15 protein-coding genes and 4 tRNA genes are annotated in these 16,396 nt (G+C 56.9%); 12 read left to right on the top strand and 7 right to left on the bottom strand.

Going from position 1 to position 16,396, the window contains the following annotated elements:
- Position 1: 1 nt before the first annotated feature.
- Together AACW87_RS16735 and AACW87_RS16730 are read right to left on the bottom strand one after the other, a co-directional pair.
- Positions 2 to 862: a fumarylacetoacetate hydrolase family protein gene (locus AACW87_RS16735; protein WP_241325595.1), complete on the bottom strand. Its 861-nt coding sequence runs from the start codon at positions 860 to 862 to the stop codon at positions 2 to 4.
- Positions 863 to 889: 27 nt separating this feature from the next.
- Positions 890 to 2,251 (bottom strand): 2-hydroxycarboxylate transporter family protein, encoded by a 1,362-nt coding sequence (locus tag AACW87_RS16730; protein WP_241325594.1) that lies wholly within the window; start codon positions 2,249 to 2,251, stop codon positions 890 to 892.
- 321 nt (positions 2,252 to 2,572) lie between these two features.
- Between AACW87_RS16730 and AACW87_RS16725 the strand changes: the two genes are divergently transcribed.
- The 7 genes from AACW87_RS16725 (at position 2,573) to AACW87_RS16695 (ending at position 7,367) form a co-directional block, all read left to right on the top strand.
- Entirely contained in the window at positions 2,573 to 4,234 is a 1,662-nt protein-coding gene (locus tag AACW87_RS16725; protein WP_241325593.1) for an ATP-binding protein, read from the top strand.
- Positions 4,224 to 4,937, top strand: coding sequence for a response regulator (locus AACW87_RS16720; protein ID WP_241325592.1), 714 nt, complete (start codon positions 4,224 to 4,226; stop codon positions 4,935 to 4,937). The genes AACW87_RS16725 and AACW87_RS16720 overlap by 11 nt, the downstream gene beginning before the upstream one ends.
- A gap of 422 nt (positions 4,938 to 5,359) precedes the next feature.
- Positions 5,360 to 5,435: transfer RNA gene (locus AACW87_RS16715), tRNA-Phe, on the top strand.
- A 52-nt stretch (positions 5,436 to 5,487) separates the two neighbouring features.
- Positions 5,488 to 5,563, top strand: a tRNA-Thr gene (locus AACW87_RS16710).
- 10 nt (positions 5,564 to 5,573) lie between these two features.
- Positions 5,574 to 5,649, top strand: a tRNA-Phe gene (locus AACW87_RS16705).
- Positions 5,650 to 5,657: 8 nt separating this feature from the next.
- A tRNA-Asn gene (locus AACW87_RS16700) sits at positions 5,658 to 5,733 on the top strand.
- A 290-nt stretch (positions 5,734 to 6,023) separates the two neighbouring features.
- Positions 6,024 to 7,367, top strand: a complete 1,344-nt coding sequence (locus AACW87_RS16695) for a potassium channel family protein (protein ID WP_241325591.1) — start codon at positions 6,024 to 6,026, stop codon at positions 7,365 to 7,367.
- Between the two features lie 134 nt (positions 7,368 to 7,501).
- On the opposite strand, the gene AACW87_RS16690 is transcribed toward AACW87_RS16695, so the two are convergent.
- Positions 7,502 to 7,834, bottom strand: a complete 333-nt coding sequence (locus tag AACW87_RS16690; RefSeq protein ID WP_241325590.1) for a hypothetical protein — start codon at positions 7,832 to 7,834, stop codon at positions 7,502 to 7,504.
- A gap of 130 nt (positions 7,835 to 7,964) precedes the next feature.
- Here AACW87_RS16690 and AACW87_RS16685 point away from each other — a divergent pair, with 130 nt between their 5' ends.
- Both AACW87_RS16685 and AACW87_RS16680 read left to right on the top strand, forming a co-directional pair.
- Positions 7,965 to 8,402 carry a ClbS/DfsB family four-helix bundle protein gene (locus AACW87_RS16685; RefSeq protein ID WP_277606809.1) on the top strand — a complete coding sequence of 146 codons (438 nt, stop codon included), beginning with the start codon at positions 7,965 to 7,967 and terminating at the stop codon, positions 8,400 to 8,402.
- Between the two features lie 414 nt (positions 8,403 to 8,816).
- Positions 8,817 to 9,989 (top strand): CD0519/CD1768 family membrane protein, encoded by a 1,173-nt coding sequence (locus tag AACW87_RS16680; RefSeq protein WP_241325589.1) that lies wholly within the window; start codon positions 8,817 to 8,819, stop codon positions 9,987 to 9,989.
- Positions 9,990 to 10,086: 97 nt separating this feature from the next.
- Here AACW87_RS16680 and AACW87_RS16675 read toward each other — a convergent pair whose 3' ends face one another.
- Both AACW87_RS16675 and AACW87_RS16670 read right to left on the bottom strand, forming a co-directional pair.
- A complete protein-coding gene (locus AACW87_RS16675; RefSeq protein ID WP_241325588.1) occupies positions 10,087 to 10,779 on the bottom strand; it encodes a B3/B4 domain-containing protein in 693 nt (230 codons plus the stop codon).
- A 334-nt stretch (positions 10,780 to 11,113) separates the two neighbouring features.
- Entirely contained in the window at positions 11,114 to 12,127 is a 1,014-nt protein-coding gene (locus AACW87_RS16670) for a chemotaxis protein (protein ID WP_043554378.1), read from the bottom strand.
- A gap of 208 nt (positions 12,128 to 12,335) precedes the next feature.
- On the opposite strand from AACW87_RS16670, the gene AACW87_RS16665 reads away from it, so the two are divergent.
- Positions 12,336 to 13,055 carry an SDR family NAD(P)-dependent oxidoreductase gene (locus tag AACW87_RS16665; RefSeq protein ID WP_241325587.1) on the top strand — a complete coding sequence of 240 codons (720 nt, stop codon included), beginning with the start codon at positions 12,336 to 12,338 and terminating at the stop codon, positions 13,053 to 13,055.
- Here the strand turns inward: AACW87_RS16665 and AACW87_RS16660 are convergent.
- Together AACW87_RS16660 and AACW87_RS16655 are read right to left on the bottom strand one after the other, a co-directional pair.
- Positions 13,042 to 15,105, bottom strand: coding sequence for a tRNA(Met) cytidine acetyltransferase TmcA (locus AACW87_RS16660; protein ID WP_241325586.1), 2,064 nt, complete (start codon positions 15,103 to 15,105; stop codon positions 13,042 to 13,044). The two genes, AACW87_RS16665 and AACW87_RS16660, sit on opposite strands and share 14 nt — an antisense overlap.
- Positions 15,102 to 15,416 (bottom strand): HlyU family transcriptional regulator, encoded by a 315-nt coding sequence (locus AACW87_RS16655; protein WP_241325585.1) that lies wholly within the window; start codon positions 15,414 to 15,416, stop codon positions 15,102 to 15,104. Before AACW87_RS16655 ends, AACW87_RS16660 begins: the two co-directional genes overlap by 4 nt.
- Before the next feature lie 137 nt (positions 15,417 to 15,553).
- Between AACW87_RS16655 and AACW87_RS16650 the strand changes: the two genes are divergently transcribed.
- Positions 15,554 to 15,760 (top strand): bacterioferritin-associated ferredoxin, encoded by a 207-nt coding sequence (locus AACW87_RS16650; protein ID WP_172955265.1) that lies wholly within the window; start codon positions 15,554 to 15,556, stop codon positions 15,758 to 15,760.
- Positions 15,761 to 15,905: 145 nt separating this feature from the next.
- Entirely contained in the window at positions 15,906 to 16,385 is a 480-nt protein-coding gene (gene bfr / locus AACW87_RS16645; protein WP_005314068.1) for a bacterioferritin, read from the top strand.
- Positions 16,386 to 16,396: the final 11 nt, after the last annotated feature.

Raw genomic sequence — 16,396 nt, 5'->3', positions numbered from 1 at the left:
CTTACGCCGCACTTTGCACATCGGCGGGTGATTCGACGATCACATTGCTCAGGCGGCCAACATGTTCAATCTCGACCTCGATGCGATCTCCGGCTTTCATGAACAGTGGTGGGTTGCGTTTTTTGCCAACACCACCGGGTGAACCGGTGATGATGACATCCCCCGGGCTGAGGCGAGTGAAGGTACTGATGTACTCGATCAGGTCAGCAACTTTGTGGATCATGCTGCTGGTGTTGTCCTCTTGCACCATGCTCCCATTTAACCAGGTGCGAATGGCCAGTTGATGCGGGTCGGGGATCTCGTCAGCGGTGGTCAGCCACGGGCCGAAGGCACCGGTTTGCCGCCAGTTTTTACCTGCGGTAAACCAGGTGTGTTGCCAGTCCCGAGCCGAACCATCCATATAGCAGCTATACCCGGCGACATGGCTGAGGGCATCCTGTTTGGCGATATGCTCGCCGCCTTTGCCGATAATGACCGCCAGCTCGCCTTCATAATCGAATTCGCTGGAGTGGTATGGCTTGATGACGGGGTTGTTGTGGCCAGTCTGGGAATCAGCAAATCGGACAAACAGCGTGGGCGCCGGATTATGTTGATCAAACTCCTGACGTTTGGCGGCATAATTCATGCCGACGCAAAGAATTTTTCCAGGCTGTTCAATGACCGGTAAAAAGGTAATTTCAGCAATGTCCAGATCAACAGGATCATGTTGATAGTTTGCCGCTTCGCTGAGGGCATTGGCATCAAGCAGTGACTTCAGATCGTTATAACGGTGGCCAAGGCGGCGTCCTAAATCGACCACGCCTTGTGCGCGGACAATGCCGTAGCTACTCATACCTTGATACATAAAACTTGCGAGTTTCATCGCGTCTTCCTTACTACGTCTATTCAATCAAATGAGGAAATTGCCCAATACCAGCAGCGCAATGGAGACATTGATTGCACCGCCAATACGGGTTGCAATCTGGGCAAAAGGCATCAAGCTCATGCGGTTGCCGGCAGTCAGAATGGCCACGTCACCCGTTCCGCCCTGGCCGCTTTGGCAGCATGAGACAATGGCGACATCAATAGGGTGCATACCGATTTTTTTACCGACGAAGAAACCGGTCACAACCAGTGCTGATACCGTACAGATAATCACCAGCAGGTTGGTCAGAGTGAAGGCATTCACCAGTTCTTGCCATGGGGTGATGGCGACACCTACCGCAAATAGCACGGGGTAGGTCACGGATGTTTGGAAGAATTTATAAACAACCTGAGAACCTTCCAGAATTCGCGGTGAGACACCATGGGTCAGTTTCACCAGTACGGCGATAAACAGCATGCCGACCGGTGCAGGCAGACCAATCAGTTCATGACCAAGCATGCCGAGCATATAAAGCAGGACTGCCAGCAATACCCCTGAAGCCAAGGTTGTAACATCGGTCTTGCCGGTAAATGCGCCGGACAAATTGGCGATTTTGTCATCGCGGCTATTGCTGTTGGGCATTAACTGGCCTTCGCCGGTCAAATGTGGGTAGCGTTTGCCAAGTTGGTTCAGGCAACCTGCAATAATAATTGCGGTCAAACTGCCCAGCATGACCATTGGCAGAATGCGGCCAAGGGCAACCCCCTGATCCATGTGGAGGAGCGTGGCATAGCCGATAGATAGTGGAATTGCGCCTTCTCCTACCCCCCCTGCCATGATTGGCAAAATAATGAAGAAGAAAATCTGGAATGGTTCAAGACCTAATGCCAGGCCGACACCCATGCCAACGATCATGCCAACAATTTCGCCACACAGCATCGGGAAGAAAATACGCAAAAAGCCCTGGATTAGTACCTGGCGATTCATGCTCATAATACTGCCAACAATAATGCAGCAGATATAGAGGTAAAGAATGTTGGTGGACTTGTAGAATTTTATTGTTGATTCGACGACTGAGTCAGGTAGTAGACCGTAGTAGACCAGCGCAGACGGAATAAAGGTCGCACAAATCGCAGCTGCACCAAGTTTACCAACAATTGGGAGTCGTTTGCCAAATTCACCACAGGCAAAACCGAAAAATGCCAGTGTGGCAACCATAACAACTATATCACTGGGTAATTTACCGCCCAGACAATCAATAGCAATCAGTACCCCAGCCAATATAAAAAGAGGCAGTGGTATAATGCCTACCTTCCAGGTGTCCATGATGTACCACCACCGCTCCTTGAGAGAGACCGATTTGGTATTCAGTGCTCCTGGTGCATCCAAGTTGTCTATTGCACTCATAGTCAAGCCATCCTTTCAGTTATTTGTCATCGCCAAGATATAGACATCCTTGATTGCGTTGTGTGAGTGGCCGCATGATAAAATCATGATTTTAATGGTGGCTATAGATTTTATGGTTTCTTTTTATCCTGCGTGATCGAGGTCATTTTTTATGGTGTGGTTTTTATGGTTTCTTTTCAATCACAGCAGATTCTGTAACAGAGAGTCCTAACCTTATTAATTTTCCCGTGCATTGTCGCCTTAGGGCTGCAGGTATGTTGTGGAATAGCTCACAACATTTTTATTGTGAGCCACCATATTGCATAAAAGCTGATAAGCTAAATGCTGGTTTTTATTGTTGCATATAATTTTATGAAAATGTCGTTCCAAATCAGATTGTTTGTCTCGTTGGCGTTGTTTTCTCTGGTACTCTCTCTGGTATTGGGGGGCATGTATTACACAAGTTTTAGTCGCCAGTTGTATGAGCATATGGGGGAACGGGCAAAAATACAGGCAGAAGAGATTGCCTTGATTCCGACATTACGCCTTGATGTGCTGAAGAATGACACTGAAGCGATTAAATTGTTAATGGAGAAACTGGCTGCACGAAGCGATGCCAGTTTTATCGTCATCGGCGATACACAAGGGCGTCATTTGTACCATTCGGTGTTTGATGATCGGGTAGGTACCGCTCTGATCGGCGGTGATAATGCGGAAGTGTTGGCTGGAAAAAGCATCGTGACCCTGCGTCGTGGCGGTTTGGGCGTGTCCCTGCGCAGCAAGGTCCCAATTAGAGATGATGCTGGGCGCGTTGTCGGGATTGTCTCGGTGGGGTATCTGACGAGTTATCTTGATGATATTACCATCAGCAAGGTGGTGAATATATTGATGGTTGCGCTCTCTTTCCTTGCTGCGCTATTTGTATTTTCATGGTATTTCACCCGAAGTATCAAAAAACAGATGTTTGCGTTGGAGCCACGAGAAATTGGCTTTCTGGTGCGGCAACAAAAAGCATTGATGGAGTCGATATTTGAAGGGGTGATCGCTATTGATAGCCAATTGCATATTGAGGTTATTAACCATGCCGCACGGACATTGCTTGATTTGCCTCAATCTGCCCACTCTTTACGTGGTCAACCGATTGGTAATGTGATAAGCCCAGTGTCATTTTTTGATGAAAATATTATGCTGGCAAATGATACGCATGATGAAATCTGTACTTTTAATCATTTAACGGTGATCGCCAGTAGAGTCAGGATTATGCTGGGAGATGATTTGCAGGGGTGGGTGATAACATTCAGAGATCGTAAAGAAATTGATTCATTAAGTGCCCAATTAAGCCAGGTGAAACGATATGTTGATAATCTCAGGATTATGCGACATGAACAACTGAATAGGATGGCTGCCTTGTCAGGAATGCTTCATATGGGGCGCTATGATGAAGCAATTCGTTATATCCAGGCTCACTCTGAATATGCACAGGAGTTGCTTGATTTTATCTCGTCGAATTTCAGTTCACCGACAGTATGCGGTTTGCTGCTGGGCAAGGTTTCACGCGCCACCGAGAAAGGGGTGGTGTTACAATTTGACCCGGCTTGCTCGATGACGAATGAGTTTGGCATACTTGCGGAATCTGAACTGATATCGATTGTTGGCAACCTTCTGGATAATGCCATTGAGGCAACCCAACGTGCGCCATTACCTCATGCCCCGGTAGAGATATTGATTAAGCTAACACAGCGAGAATTGATTGTTGAGGTGGCCGATCAAGGGGTTGGAATTAATAATGACATTAGAGAGCATATTTTCCAACGAGGGGTGACAACCAAGATTAGTGGTGACCATGGTATAGGTCTGTATTTGGTCGATAGTTATGTGACGCAGGTGGGCGGCTCCATCGAGGTGACGAATAACATACCCCGTGGAACAATATTTTCCATCTTTATACCCGTGACTGAACATATTAATAATTCAGGGCTGGAAAAACATTATCATGCGATATGAACCGATAGACGTCCTTATTGTTGAAGATGAGAATGAGCTGGCACAGTTGCATTCGGAGTCGATCCAGAAGCATCCCCGTTTACGGCTGGTGGGTATCGCGTCATCACTGGCTGATGCACAGGCACAGATCGCCAGCAAGCAGCCACAGCTGATTTTGCTGGATAACTATTTACCTGATGGGAAAGGCATCACGCTCATCAATCACCCGGATCTGCTGGCCAATACCTCGGTCATTTTTATTACCGCCGCCAGCGATATGAATACGTGCAGTCAGGCGATCCGTAACGGGGCCTTTGACTACATCCTGAAGCCTGTATCATGGCGGCGCCTTGACCAGTCTCTTGAGCGTTTTGTTCAATTTACCGAGCAACAGCGGCTTTGGAAGATTGTTGACCAGAAGAGTGTCGATTCACTCTACCTGTTGCAGGCCAAAAATTATCGTCTGGATAACAGTGCCAAGGGGATCGAAGAGAGTACGCTGGCCTTGGTACAAAAGCTGTTCAACGATGCGGATTGCCAATTCTTTTCAGTGGATGATGTAGTCAGTGCAACAGGCCTAAGTAAAACCACCACCCGTCGTTATCTCGAACACTGTGTCGAGAGCGGTTTTCTGCGGGTTGATATGCTGTATGGCAAGATTGGTCATCCGAGGCGGATCTATTGTCGCGTGGTGGATGGTGATGATACTCCCCAAACTGGCTGACTCAGTGTGGCTGCGTCGCCTGTAGGAGGGGACAGGTCCCATAGCCGATACAGGTGTGTCTCGGGATGTCGGGGCAGTCGCTGCTGAGCCAACCCCGTGACCACTCATAATGGGGCAGCCCTCTTTCTGCTATGAGGGGAGATGGCGAGCTTGCCCACTGGCGTTGGGTGGCTGGTGGGGCTTTGTGCAGCGTCAAATGTTCAGTCATGACTGCTGCCAATATAAGGGAGATGCTCTCTACTGATCTTGTCCGTAGCCAGCCGTTCTGACGACCTCTCTTATTGATCTCTGGCGGCCCCACGCTCGGGAGAATGCCGAAAAGTGCTCATAGTTGGGCAACTTGCGCAAAAAAGAGACGAACGAGACAAAAAGTGAAATTTCCCGTTGACCACCTGCCTTAAAATCCGTTTAATAGCGCCCACGCCCAGATAGCTCAGTCGGTAGAGCAGGGGATTGAAAATCCCCGTGTCGGCGGTTCGATTCCGTCTCTGGGCACCAAAATTTGGTGCCATGAAATAAAAATGTGTTCATGCACAAAGGTTTAAAGTGTGCCGGCTTAGCTCAGTAGGTAGAGCAACTGACTTGTAATCAGTAGGTCACCAGTTCGATTCCGGTAGCCGGCACCATTTATATATTGCCCAGATAGCTCAGTCGGTAGAGCAGGGGATTGAAAATCCCCGTGTCGGCGGTTCGATTCCGTCTCTGGGCACCAAGTACAATTCCTCCTTAGTTCAGTCGGTAGAACGGCGGACTGTTAATCCGTATGTCGCTGGTTCAAGTCCAGCAGGAGGAGCCAACACAAAAGCCCAGCAGCAATGCTGGGCTTTTTTTTTGCCTGTTTGCCACGGCCATTGCCACCCAAGCGTTGCGCAATAAGTGTGCGCCTGAGGGGCAAGCTGTCGCATCCATCCCCCTTATTCCTTCCCTGTCAGTGACTTGCCTTCTGTTTCTCGCCTAGTATGGTGACGTGACGGGCGTTTTGCCGCGCCGCTTTTCCTGCGTCTGACCCGCCGTATCCGCCAGGGCTTTGTGCACCATGACTCTCTATCTGGCGAGGGCGGGACATCTTTGTGATCGAGGTAATGTATGAATGCAACCGAGCTTTGGCAGCTTTCTCCCGAGCAGTTCAACGAGTGGCGCCGGGAGAATGACTATCCCCTGATTTGGGATCTGCTGGTGGCCTCGCTGCCCTATTTCGGCGACTGGATGACGGAGCAGAAAATAGAGAAAAGTGTCATCTTCCAGATCGGCATAGCTCGTTTCATCAGCTCGCGATCCGTGCTCAGCCTCTGCGTTTACATGAGCGACGACAAGACAAGGCTGTATGAAACCGCCTCGAGCGCGCTGGAGTCCCTGCGCAAGAGCGGCCTCATCCGCTCGGAGACGCGTTTTGAACCCTACAGCATGTGGCTGGCCGGCAAGCATGGCAAAGATGAGGTGAAGCGGGTGCAGAGCCTGCTCTCTGTCTCCGAGAACAACAAGGGGGAGGCGCAGGTGCTGGGCAAGCATCGCCTGCTCAACATCGGCGGCGTCGAGCTGAAGAGCCCCATCATCTCCGGCAGATTGCTCGATTTCACCTGCCTCGACGAGCTCTCGCTGGATGGCGCCGTCAACAACTCCAAGGTCTATCTGTGGCACTGCTCGGCCAAGGGGGTGCGGGTCAATGGCGGCGTGATCGGGCTCGATCTGTTCGATTCCCTGCTGTGGGATCACAGGGCCTGGGCCAAGAAGCGGGAGCTGGCGCTGGAGGACGGGGTATTTCAGGACTTCACCATAGAGTGCGAGGAGATCCGTTTTCACTCCTCCCGGGCCGTGCTGAAAAACTTCAACGTGCGCGCCAAGAACTTCGACGCCACCATGGAGCACACCAATCTGGACAAGGTGCAGGTGGCTTACAACGAGAATGGCCGGATCGATCACAGCGAGGCCAGCAAGCTCTACCGCAACGCCAAGCGCCTCTTCTCCAGCGTGGGGGATACCGTCGATGCCGGTGAGTGCTATTACCAGGAGAAGCTGCATGAGATGAAGTCCCTGGCCAGCCCGAGGGAGCTGTTCAAGGAGCGCTGGCTGCGCAGCGGCCCGCTGAGAAAGGGGTGGCTCTCCCTGCTCTGCTATTTGAAGTGCGGCTCCAAGTTTGTCAGCTTCATCACCTGGGGCTTTGGCGAGCGGCCCATAAGAAGCTTGCTGATGTCGATGGGGGTCATACTGCTGGCGACCCTGACCTATTTTCTGGCGCCCGCCTCGGTCACCTATCACCATCTGGGGCGTTCGCTCTACTTCAGCATCGTGACCTTCGTGACGCTCGGTTATGGGGATATTTCCCAGACCTCTTCCCCACTGCAGCTGCTGTCGGCCATCGAAGCCTTCAGCGGCATGTTTCTGACCGGTCTGTTCCTCGCGGGTTTTGCGTCTAAAACCAAGCAGTATTGATGACGCTGCCGACCTGTCGGTGCTGCCAAGCTCCGACAGGCGGTGCTCCCTCAGCACCGCCACAGAGGGCTGGATCTTGCCGAGCAAGCCGCCGCAATCGCCCGTATCGGCCCCACCCCCAGGTCAGCATCTTGTCATCTTGCCGGCGTGATGCCCTGCATCTTCAGCCAGAACACCTCCTGACAGGGGTTGTGGAACAGCTTGCGTGGCGGTGTGATGGGGATGGGGCTGCTGTCGACCCGATAGCTTATCCAGCATTCGGCGCACAGCTGCGGCGAGGGGACCTGGTCCTGCTCTCTCTGATGACAGATGACGACCCCATTGGTGAACCAATAGCGGGTTTGCTGGTGCTGGATCAGGGTGCCACTCTCGTCATGCTCGCTATAGTGTTCACTCTGCTGGCGTGTGATGGTCGCCGGCCCAGGTTGCCGATGGATGGCCTTGATATAGGTAATGAGCTGATTCATCGCCGTTCTTGCTTGTGATGGGAGCGGTGGCGTTTGGACACCGGCCGCAGATGTCGCGAGCTTAGCGCTCGGCGCCGCTGGCGGCAATCCCGAGCGGGCGGCAGGGTGACAGGCATGAAGGAGGACAGTGATGGGGATCCCCAGCAACAAGGCCGAGCTGCTGCTCGCCATCGACACGCATTTTGGCAAGCTGCTCAAGGCCTTGCAGGCGGTACCCGAGAGCCGGGTGCAGGAGTTGGGTATGGAGGGGCACAGCAAGGGCACCCGCATGAGCGTGGCCAATCTGGTGGCCTATCTTATCGGCTGGAATGAACTGGTGATCAAGTGGATCGAGCGGGACGCGGCGGGCCTGCCGGTGGATTTTCCCGAGACTGGCTTTAAGTGGAACGAGCTGGGCAGGCTGGCCCAAACGTTCTATCGGGATCATGAGGGGCTGGCCTATTCGGCACTGCTGGCCCGGCTGATGGTGGCCAGGGACCGCATCGTCGAGCTGATCGCGGAGCGCGGCGATGACCAGCTGTATGGTCACCCCTGGTATGAGCAGTGGACCCTGGGGCGGATGATCTAGTTCAACACCGCCTCTCCCTACCACAATGCCAACGGGCGGCTGCGCAAGTGGTTGAAGGGGGCGGGTGTGAAGCCGTAGCTCCCGCCTTTGAGCGCCGATGGCGCGTCTGGCCTTGGGTCAGGCCGACCCGCATTGTTTCACTGACAAGTCCCAGTTGTTATACTGCCGCCCCGTCCCCTCGCCGGGCAGGCCGTGGGCCGGTGCGAGACAGGCAGACTGGACAGGATCGTCCGGCAACCCATTTTTTCCTCCCAGCTTCAGCCGGCAGAACGGCGGCCCGTCAATCCGTATGCCACGGGTTCGAGCCCAGCAGGAGGAGCCATTCAAGGAGCCCTTGTCGCGAGACAAGGGCTCCTGCTTTATGGGTGCCATAACAACAATACTCACCACACAGCGACAGACTTCAGGATTGGTATGGAAAATCAAGTAGTTAAAGATTCTCACCAGGGTATCACCTCCCTTCGCAGCTGGCTGGAGCCGGTACTGGTGCTGGCCATTCTGGGCAGCCTGTTCGGCTACCTCGGCAGCCAGATGGGGCTCTCCGCCCTGGTCAATACCCTGTTCAACACCGCCCATCAGCTGCTGCTCAATACAGTGCTCTTCATCATGGGGATTACTGTGCTGTCGGGGGCGCTGAGCCAGCTGCTCAGCGAGTTCGGGGTGATCCGCCTGCTGGAGGTGCTGCTGGCACCCTTGATGAAGCCAATCTTCCGCCTGCCCGGCCGCACCGCCCTGGCGGCCCTGATGACCTTCTTCTCCGACAATCCGGCGGTGATCAGCCTCGCCAAGGACAGCCGTTTTCGCAAGGGCTTCACCCCCTGGCAGCTGGTCTCGCTCACCAACTTCGGCACCGCCTTCGGCATGGGGCTGATAGTGGTGACCTTCATGGCCACCCTGCAACTGCCGAGCGGTGAATCGACCGCCAGTGCGGCCCTGATCGGCCTGCTCGGTGCCCTCATCGGCTCAGTGATCTCGACCCGGCTGATGCAGCGCATGATCCGCCCGCTGGTGGGGGAAACCCTGATTGATGACGAGGTCGTGAGCGTGGGCGCCAAGCCGGGTCTGAGTCAGGAAGCGGCCCCCACCTGGCTGCGGGTGCTCAATGCCCTGCTCGATGGCGGCAAGTCCGGGGTGGAGCTGGGGATGGCGGTGATCCCGGGGGTACTCATCATCAGCACCTTCGTGATGCTGCTGACCTTCGGCCCGGGCGAGCAGGGTTACAGTGGCGAGGCCTTTCAGGGGGTGGCGCTGCTGCCCGTGCTGGCGGCCAAGGTGGGCTGGTTGTTCGAGCTGCTGTTCGGCTTCACCCATGCCGAGCTGGTGGCCTTCCCCGTGACCTCGCTGGGAGCGGTCGGGGCGGCCATGTCGCTGGTGCCGCCCTTCATCGGCAAGGGCTGGATCACCGGCAACGAGGTCGCGGTATTCACCGCCATGGGCATGTGCTGGAGCGGTTTTCTCAGCACTCATACTGCCATGCTGGATGCGCTCGGCTATCGCCATCTCACCTCCCGCGCCATAGTGGCCCACACCATAGGTGGCCTGTGCGCCGGGGTGGCGGCCCATCAGCTCTACCTGCTGCTGGGCTGAGTCGGGTTCTGACAACAAAAGAGGCTCTTCGGAGCCTCTTTGCATTGCTCGTTGCGATCACGCGGACAGCATAGAGACGGCCAGTCCGGCGTTGTGGTCACTCGACATGGCCAATGACGGTTTGCTCTATCACGGCGCCGGGCATCATCTGCTGTATGCCTTCAATCAGCTTGTTCCCGGCTGCTTGCAAAGCTTCCAGGGGCATTTCGGGCAAGCTCTCCAGAATGAACCACATCATGCTCGATTCCACATTGAGCCGAGTCCTGACTCCCTGTCTCCAGTTCCAGCGTCGACATGTCACCCCCTTGTCATCCCGCCATACCACTTCACCGGGTTCTGGAGATTCATGAACCACTTCGCCGCCCTTCATTGTGTCGAATAGCTCGCTGCCATCGGCAACCACCAACCTCGGCGTCCCTTCATAGGTGGTCAGGTTTTCGCCCCCTACCGGTATGGCGTACTCAATGCTGATGGCGTTATAGAGGTCAACGACAGGATCGATACTCGGCAGGCTGCCATCACGGGCAACCCGTTTTCGCAGGGCTTCGGCGGAGCAGGGAGTGCGCTGTGGTTTGGCGCCAAACTTTCTAAAGAGATCCGCCCAGGCGGAGAGGTGTGCATCGGCCCAGGGTGCATCTTCTCTGGCCATGGCAAGGGAGGCTTGTTCCAGGGCCCGCATCCCCACTGTGGGGTCTGCAATGGCAGCCGCCTGGACAGTGATGCTCAAGGCCCGGAATCCGGGAGCCATATCGGTGACTTCAGGGGTGATTAACGGCTTGAACAACGGCATAGCGACTCCAGGAAATTCATTGATAGAGACGACATTTGATGTCTCGATAGCGCATGGCATCAGCCACATCACACTCAATTTGAGAGCTATCTTGCTTGGGCGATGGCAATAAGAAAATTTACAAAATCTTAAGGTCAATAAGGATTTGGAATGACAAGCAGCCTGTCAGTGAAGGATTGGCATGGGAGCTCGATCCAGAAAGAAGCTCTGCCTTTTCGTTGATCTCTTGCGAAATGGGATGAACGGCTCAGGAGCGCTATCTCTGATGCTGCTAAAAAACATCAACAACAAGGGCGCCGAGGCGCCCGTTTGCTTGAGTGTCAGGCTGACGGCATTACAGATTGCCCGGTTTGGGGATGGGGATGCCGAGCAGGAAGTTGTCCATCATGCCGACCATGCGTCCCAGCTCGGGTTTGGTGATGGTGTCGTTGGCCCCCAGCTGCAGCGCCTTCTGGCGGTTGTCATCACTCATCAGCGACGAGAACATGACGATGGGGGTGGTCTTGAAGGCAGGGGTATCCCGCAGCCGTTTGAGCAGGTGCATGCCGTCCATGCGGGGCATCTCGACGTCTGTGATGATGCCGCTGACAAACTCGGCCACCGGGATCTTCTCCTCCTGCGACAGGCGGTCGAACTCCATCAGCATCTCCAGCCCGTCGCCCCCATCCTTGGCGGTCACCACGTTGTAGCCAGCGGTGCGCAGCGTGGTTTCTATCATCTTGCGGATGAAGGCGGAGTCGTCGACCACCAGCACCGTCTTGGCCTGGCGCAGTGCCATCATGCGATCGTCTATGAGGACCTTGCGATCCTGGGTCACATCGTACTTCTCCATGCTCAGCTCTGGGTTGATGTCGGCGATGATCTTCTCGAAGTCGAGGATCATGATGAGGTTGCCATCGCGCCTGACCACGGCCACCACGCAATCATTCTCGCCCGCCTCCAGAAACTGGCTAGGGGACTCCACATCCTCCCAGGAGACCCGGTGGATCCTGCTGACGCTGTCGATGAGGAAGCCGTTCGCCATCTTGTTGAAGTCGGTGACTATGACCACCTTGTTGTTGGGGTCCGGGTTGGTCTTGATGCCAAGCCAACCCGCGAGATCCACCAGCGGGATCAGCCGCTCGCGCAGGGAGAAGACACCCACCATGTGGCGCTGGGCGTTGGGGTAGTCTGTGGTGTCAGGTACCCGGATCACCTCGCGCACCTTGGCGACGTTGATGCCGTAATAGGCGATCTTTTCCCTGCCATCGGGTAGCTGCTTCTTGAGGTGAAATTCGATGATCTCGAGCTCGTTGGTACCGCTCTCGGTCAGGATGGATTTACGCTCTTCCCCGTCTTTGGACATCATGGCGACTCTCGTGCTTCTGGTTGCGCTGGCAGCACCGGCTGCGGTTTTCCCTCAGTATAGGAATGGATCCGCCCACACCGGGGAGATCCACACAAGATGGCCCTCATAACTGCTTGATCCGGCAGACAGGAAGGCGCGTAACAGCTTAACAGGGAAAGAAAGAGGTGATGGAGAAGGGCATCACACTCACCGCAAACAGGAGCCGAGCATGAACGAGGGCATAGTGGTGATAGGAGCCGGGGGCGCTATAGGTCAGGCGCTGGTGGCCCACTGGCTGGCGACAGGGGCCGGTTCCGTCATGGCGGTCAGCAGGCAGCCGGCCCCAGTCGGGTGTGAGGATCCCCGCCTGCATTGGCTGGCTTGTGATTACAGCGATCAGCAGATGGCTGACGTGGTGGCCCGTATCGCCACTTTGGCCCCGAGACCGCAGCGGCTGGTGATCTGCAATGGCATCCTGCATCAGGGGGAGATCAAGCCGGAAAAGCGGCTGGAAGCACTCGATGTCGAAACCATGACCCACCTCTACCAGATCAATGCCTTGCTGCCGCTGCGCTGGATCAAGCAGCTGCTCCCGTTGCTTGGCGCCTCGCCCTGCATTCTGGCGGTGCTCAGCGCACGGGTCGGCAGCATAGGCGACAATCGGGCGGGGGGCTGGTATGGCTATCGCGCCTCCAAGGCGGCCCTCAACATGCTGCTCAAGTGCGCCGCCATCGAGCTTGCCCGGCGAGCCCCGGGCGTCAAGCTGCTGGCGTTTCATCCGGGCACAGTGGATACCCAGCTCTCGCGCCCGTTTCACGCCAATCTGCCGGCCGGCAGCTTGCAGACGCCAGAGCAGGTAGCCCGTCAGCTGGTGAGTCTGATGGCGAGGCTGATGCCCGACGGCGAACTCGGCTATCTCGATTGGCGAGGCGAGCCTATCGAGTGGTAGGGGTATCCAGCAGGCGAGCCAGCAGGGTGCGCAGCGCCTTGATGATGGCCGGCTTGCCCGCCAGTTGCAGCCGATAGGCCAGATGCCCCCAGTCCGCATATTGCCAGATGGTGGCGATCAGCAGCTGACGCTCGGCGGGGGTGAGCGATGTCAGTCGTGGCAGATTGCCGGCCAGCCAGCGCTGCAGGCTGGCTTGGCACAGCTCGAACGGTTTGTGGTGGTGAGCGAAGCACACCAGCTCATCGCGCTCAAACTCATCCTGCATCGGCAGGGCAGGGCTCCCCTCCAGAGATTGCCACACCAGTTCGGGTTCCAGCCCTTTCAACTCGCCTGCCAGCAGGGTCGGCAGCTGGCACGCGAAGTGCTGGTGCCACCGGGCCAGCTCGGCTTCCCACTCGGGTTTCAGCGCCTTGAGCAGCAGGGCGGCATGGCTGCCGCTGGCGGCATCCCGTTGCAGGCCGATGCGCAGCACCCGCAGCCCGGCCCTGCGCCAGAAGGGCAGCAGATCGGCGCTGGCCGAGAAGGCCGAGCCCAGATAGTCGAGCCCTTCCTCCCGGTAGTAGTCCTCCAGCTGGCCGAGCAGTCGCGAGCCGAGCCCGTGGCGATGCAGCGCCGGGTGGATGGCGATGCGCATCACCCGGGCGTAGCTGCGCGCCCCTGCGGTTTTGAAACCGGCGTGGGCCAGCAGGGACTGGGGCAGCAGATGGCCGCGCGGGCGCCGTCGGCCCGCCCAGATCTGCTCGGCCAGCTCGGGATCTATGTTGCCCTCCCGTGCCACCAGCGCCACCCCGAGCAGGCTCTGCTCCTGCTCCAGCAGGTGGATGTCGAGATCCGGGCTCTCCAGCAAAGACCTGAGATCGCTCGGCGTGGTCTGGTAGTGAGCCAGCACCAGCAGGCCGAACAGCTGATTGAGCAGTCCCTCGTCGTTCACCAGCGCATCCTGCCCGATCAGCCGCCAGCCCGGGCTGGTCGGTGGCAGGGGCGGATCCACCTCGGCATTGAGGCCAAGCAGCCGGAATACCAGCGGCTCCAGCGGATCGCCAAGGCTCCAGCGGATCGGTTCGGCTAGGTGGATCTCCTGCCAATCCGGCGTCTGACGGTCCAGCACTCGCTTGAAACGCAGGTGAAAACCGCGTCCCGTGCCCTCGTAGCCGTGCTCCGTGGTGGCGAAGACGATACGGCTGTGGCGGACCAGCATGGCCTCCAGCAGCGGCGTGGGGATGGCGGCGGCTTCATCCACCAGCAACAGATCGGGTTGCAGGGCTTCCTGTAGCAGTCGGGCCGGTGAGCAGAACTCGAGGCCAACCAGCCGGTCCACCTCTGTACCCAGCGACTGTGCCGCGTGGGCAAACAGGGTGGCAACCGTGGCCTGGGAGGGGGCCGTCACCACTATCTTGAGGTCGGGTTGCTGGCGCAGCAGCTCGGCGGCGGCGAGGCCCAGCAGGCTGCTCTTGCCGCGTCCCCGATCGGCACTCAGCACCAGGGGGCGGCGACGATGGCCGTGCAACACCCTGTGAATGGCGGGCAGGGCGCCGGCCTGATCATGACTCAGCCGCCGCTGCTCACCGATCGGCTGCCAGGGCTCTGTGCTGGTGGGCGGGAGCAGGGAGAGCGCAGGATCCCCCGCCAGCAGGTGCACCAGTCGGGCGATGAAACCGTGGCCGGCCCGGTTCGCCTCTTCTGGCTGGGCTACCAGCCGCACCCTGTCCGGATCCGGATACTCGGGCCATTGCGCTCCGGGGGGCGTCAGCAGCAGCAGCAGGCCGCCCGCCCGCAGTGTGCCCGCCAGCGCGCCGAAGGCGTCGGGATGAAAGCCGCTGAAAGCGTTGAAGACAAGGGTGTCGCACTCCTGACCGAGCCGTTGCAGCGCCTTGGCGGCGGGAACGGGCCCATGGCAGGCCGGACCTTCTCCTAGCCAATAGATGACGCCGCCCAGCAGCGCTTCGGCACGGGCGATGCAATCGGCCTCGTTCCCTTCCAGCCAGACCAGGCGCCGTTCACCTGCCCGGGCCAGGGCCTGGCGCAGGGCTTTCACCTCGGCAGGGCTCATGAGGCTGAACTGTTGCCCGCTTTGACGCAGGGTTCAAACATGCGATCCCCCATCTGATCGATGAAGGTGTGCGCCTTCTGCACCATGAAACGCTCCGCATCGGCCGGATTGGCGAACAGATCGGAGCGAATGAAGATATGGGTTTGCAGCGCGCCATCCATCTCTTTGGTGATGCGGCCCGCCAGCCGGTACTGGCCCCCTTCCGCCATGGGCTCGGGGTAGATGAGATAACCGGCGTACTCGGTGGGAGTCACCTCAACGACAGGGGCTGGCTTGCTTGCGAACAGGGCTGTGAACAGTTTCTTGAGCATGATGTTTTCCTCTGTGACGGGACATTGTCACCAAGGGGTTGATGGCTGGCAAGCAGGGGATCTTATTACTAATTGTTATTTGCACTACGAACCATTCTCATTTAGATTTCATGGCATTCCAGCACGAGGTAAACACTATGTACGTCTGTTTGTGCCGCGGCATCACAGATACCCAGATCCGCAAGGCGGTACAGGCAGGCAAGACCGAGTTCCGTCAGCTCAAGCAGTCGCTGGAGGTGGGGGCCCAGTGTGGCAAGTGTGTGCGCATGACCATGGAGATCATCGCCGCCGAACTCGACAAGGTCGAGCTGGAACAGGCCCCGCTCTACTACGAGGTGGCCTGACCCGGACCGATCTTTTGCTGACTCGACCCGCCAACAGGGTTACCTTTCCTCTCAGGCGAGCTGGCTCGCCAGACCTCTTGTTGTCACTTTTCTGGACTAAGCTCTAACGATCGAGGCCTCAGGCACGAACCAAGGAGCACTGTCGATGAAAGGAGATCCCAAGATCATTGCCCACCTCAACAAGGTGCTGGCCAATGAGCTGATTGCCATCAACCAATACTTCCTGCACGCCCGCATCTACGACGACTGGGGCCTCAAGGCGCTCGGGCACAAGGAGTATCACGAGTCCATCGATGAGATGAAACACGCCGACGAACTGGTCAAACGGGTGCTGTTTCTGGAGGGGCTGCCCAACTTGCAGGATCTGGGCAAGCTGCGCATCGGTGAAACGGTGGAGGAGATGCTGCGTTGCGATCTGTCGCTGGAGATGGATGCCATCCCGGACCTGAAAGTGGCCATCGCCTACGCAGAGTCGGTGCAGGACTACATCAGTCGCGACCTGTTCCAGGACATTCTGGAAGATGAAGAGGAGCACGTGGACTGGCTGGAAACCCAGCTCGACCTCATCGATCGCATCGGGCTGGAGAACTACCAGCAGTCCCAGCTGCATCACGGCTCATCCTGAATAGTTATGGC

This window comes from Aeromonas sp. MR7 (genome assembly GCF_963899385.1).
GTDB lineage: Bacteria > Pseudomonadota > Gammaproteobacteria > Enterobacterales > Aeromonadaceae > Aeromonas > Aeromonas bestiarum.
The sequence above is the reverse complement of the archived record's forward strand: the minus strand, read 5'-3'. Positions and strand labels throughout refer to the sequence as shown.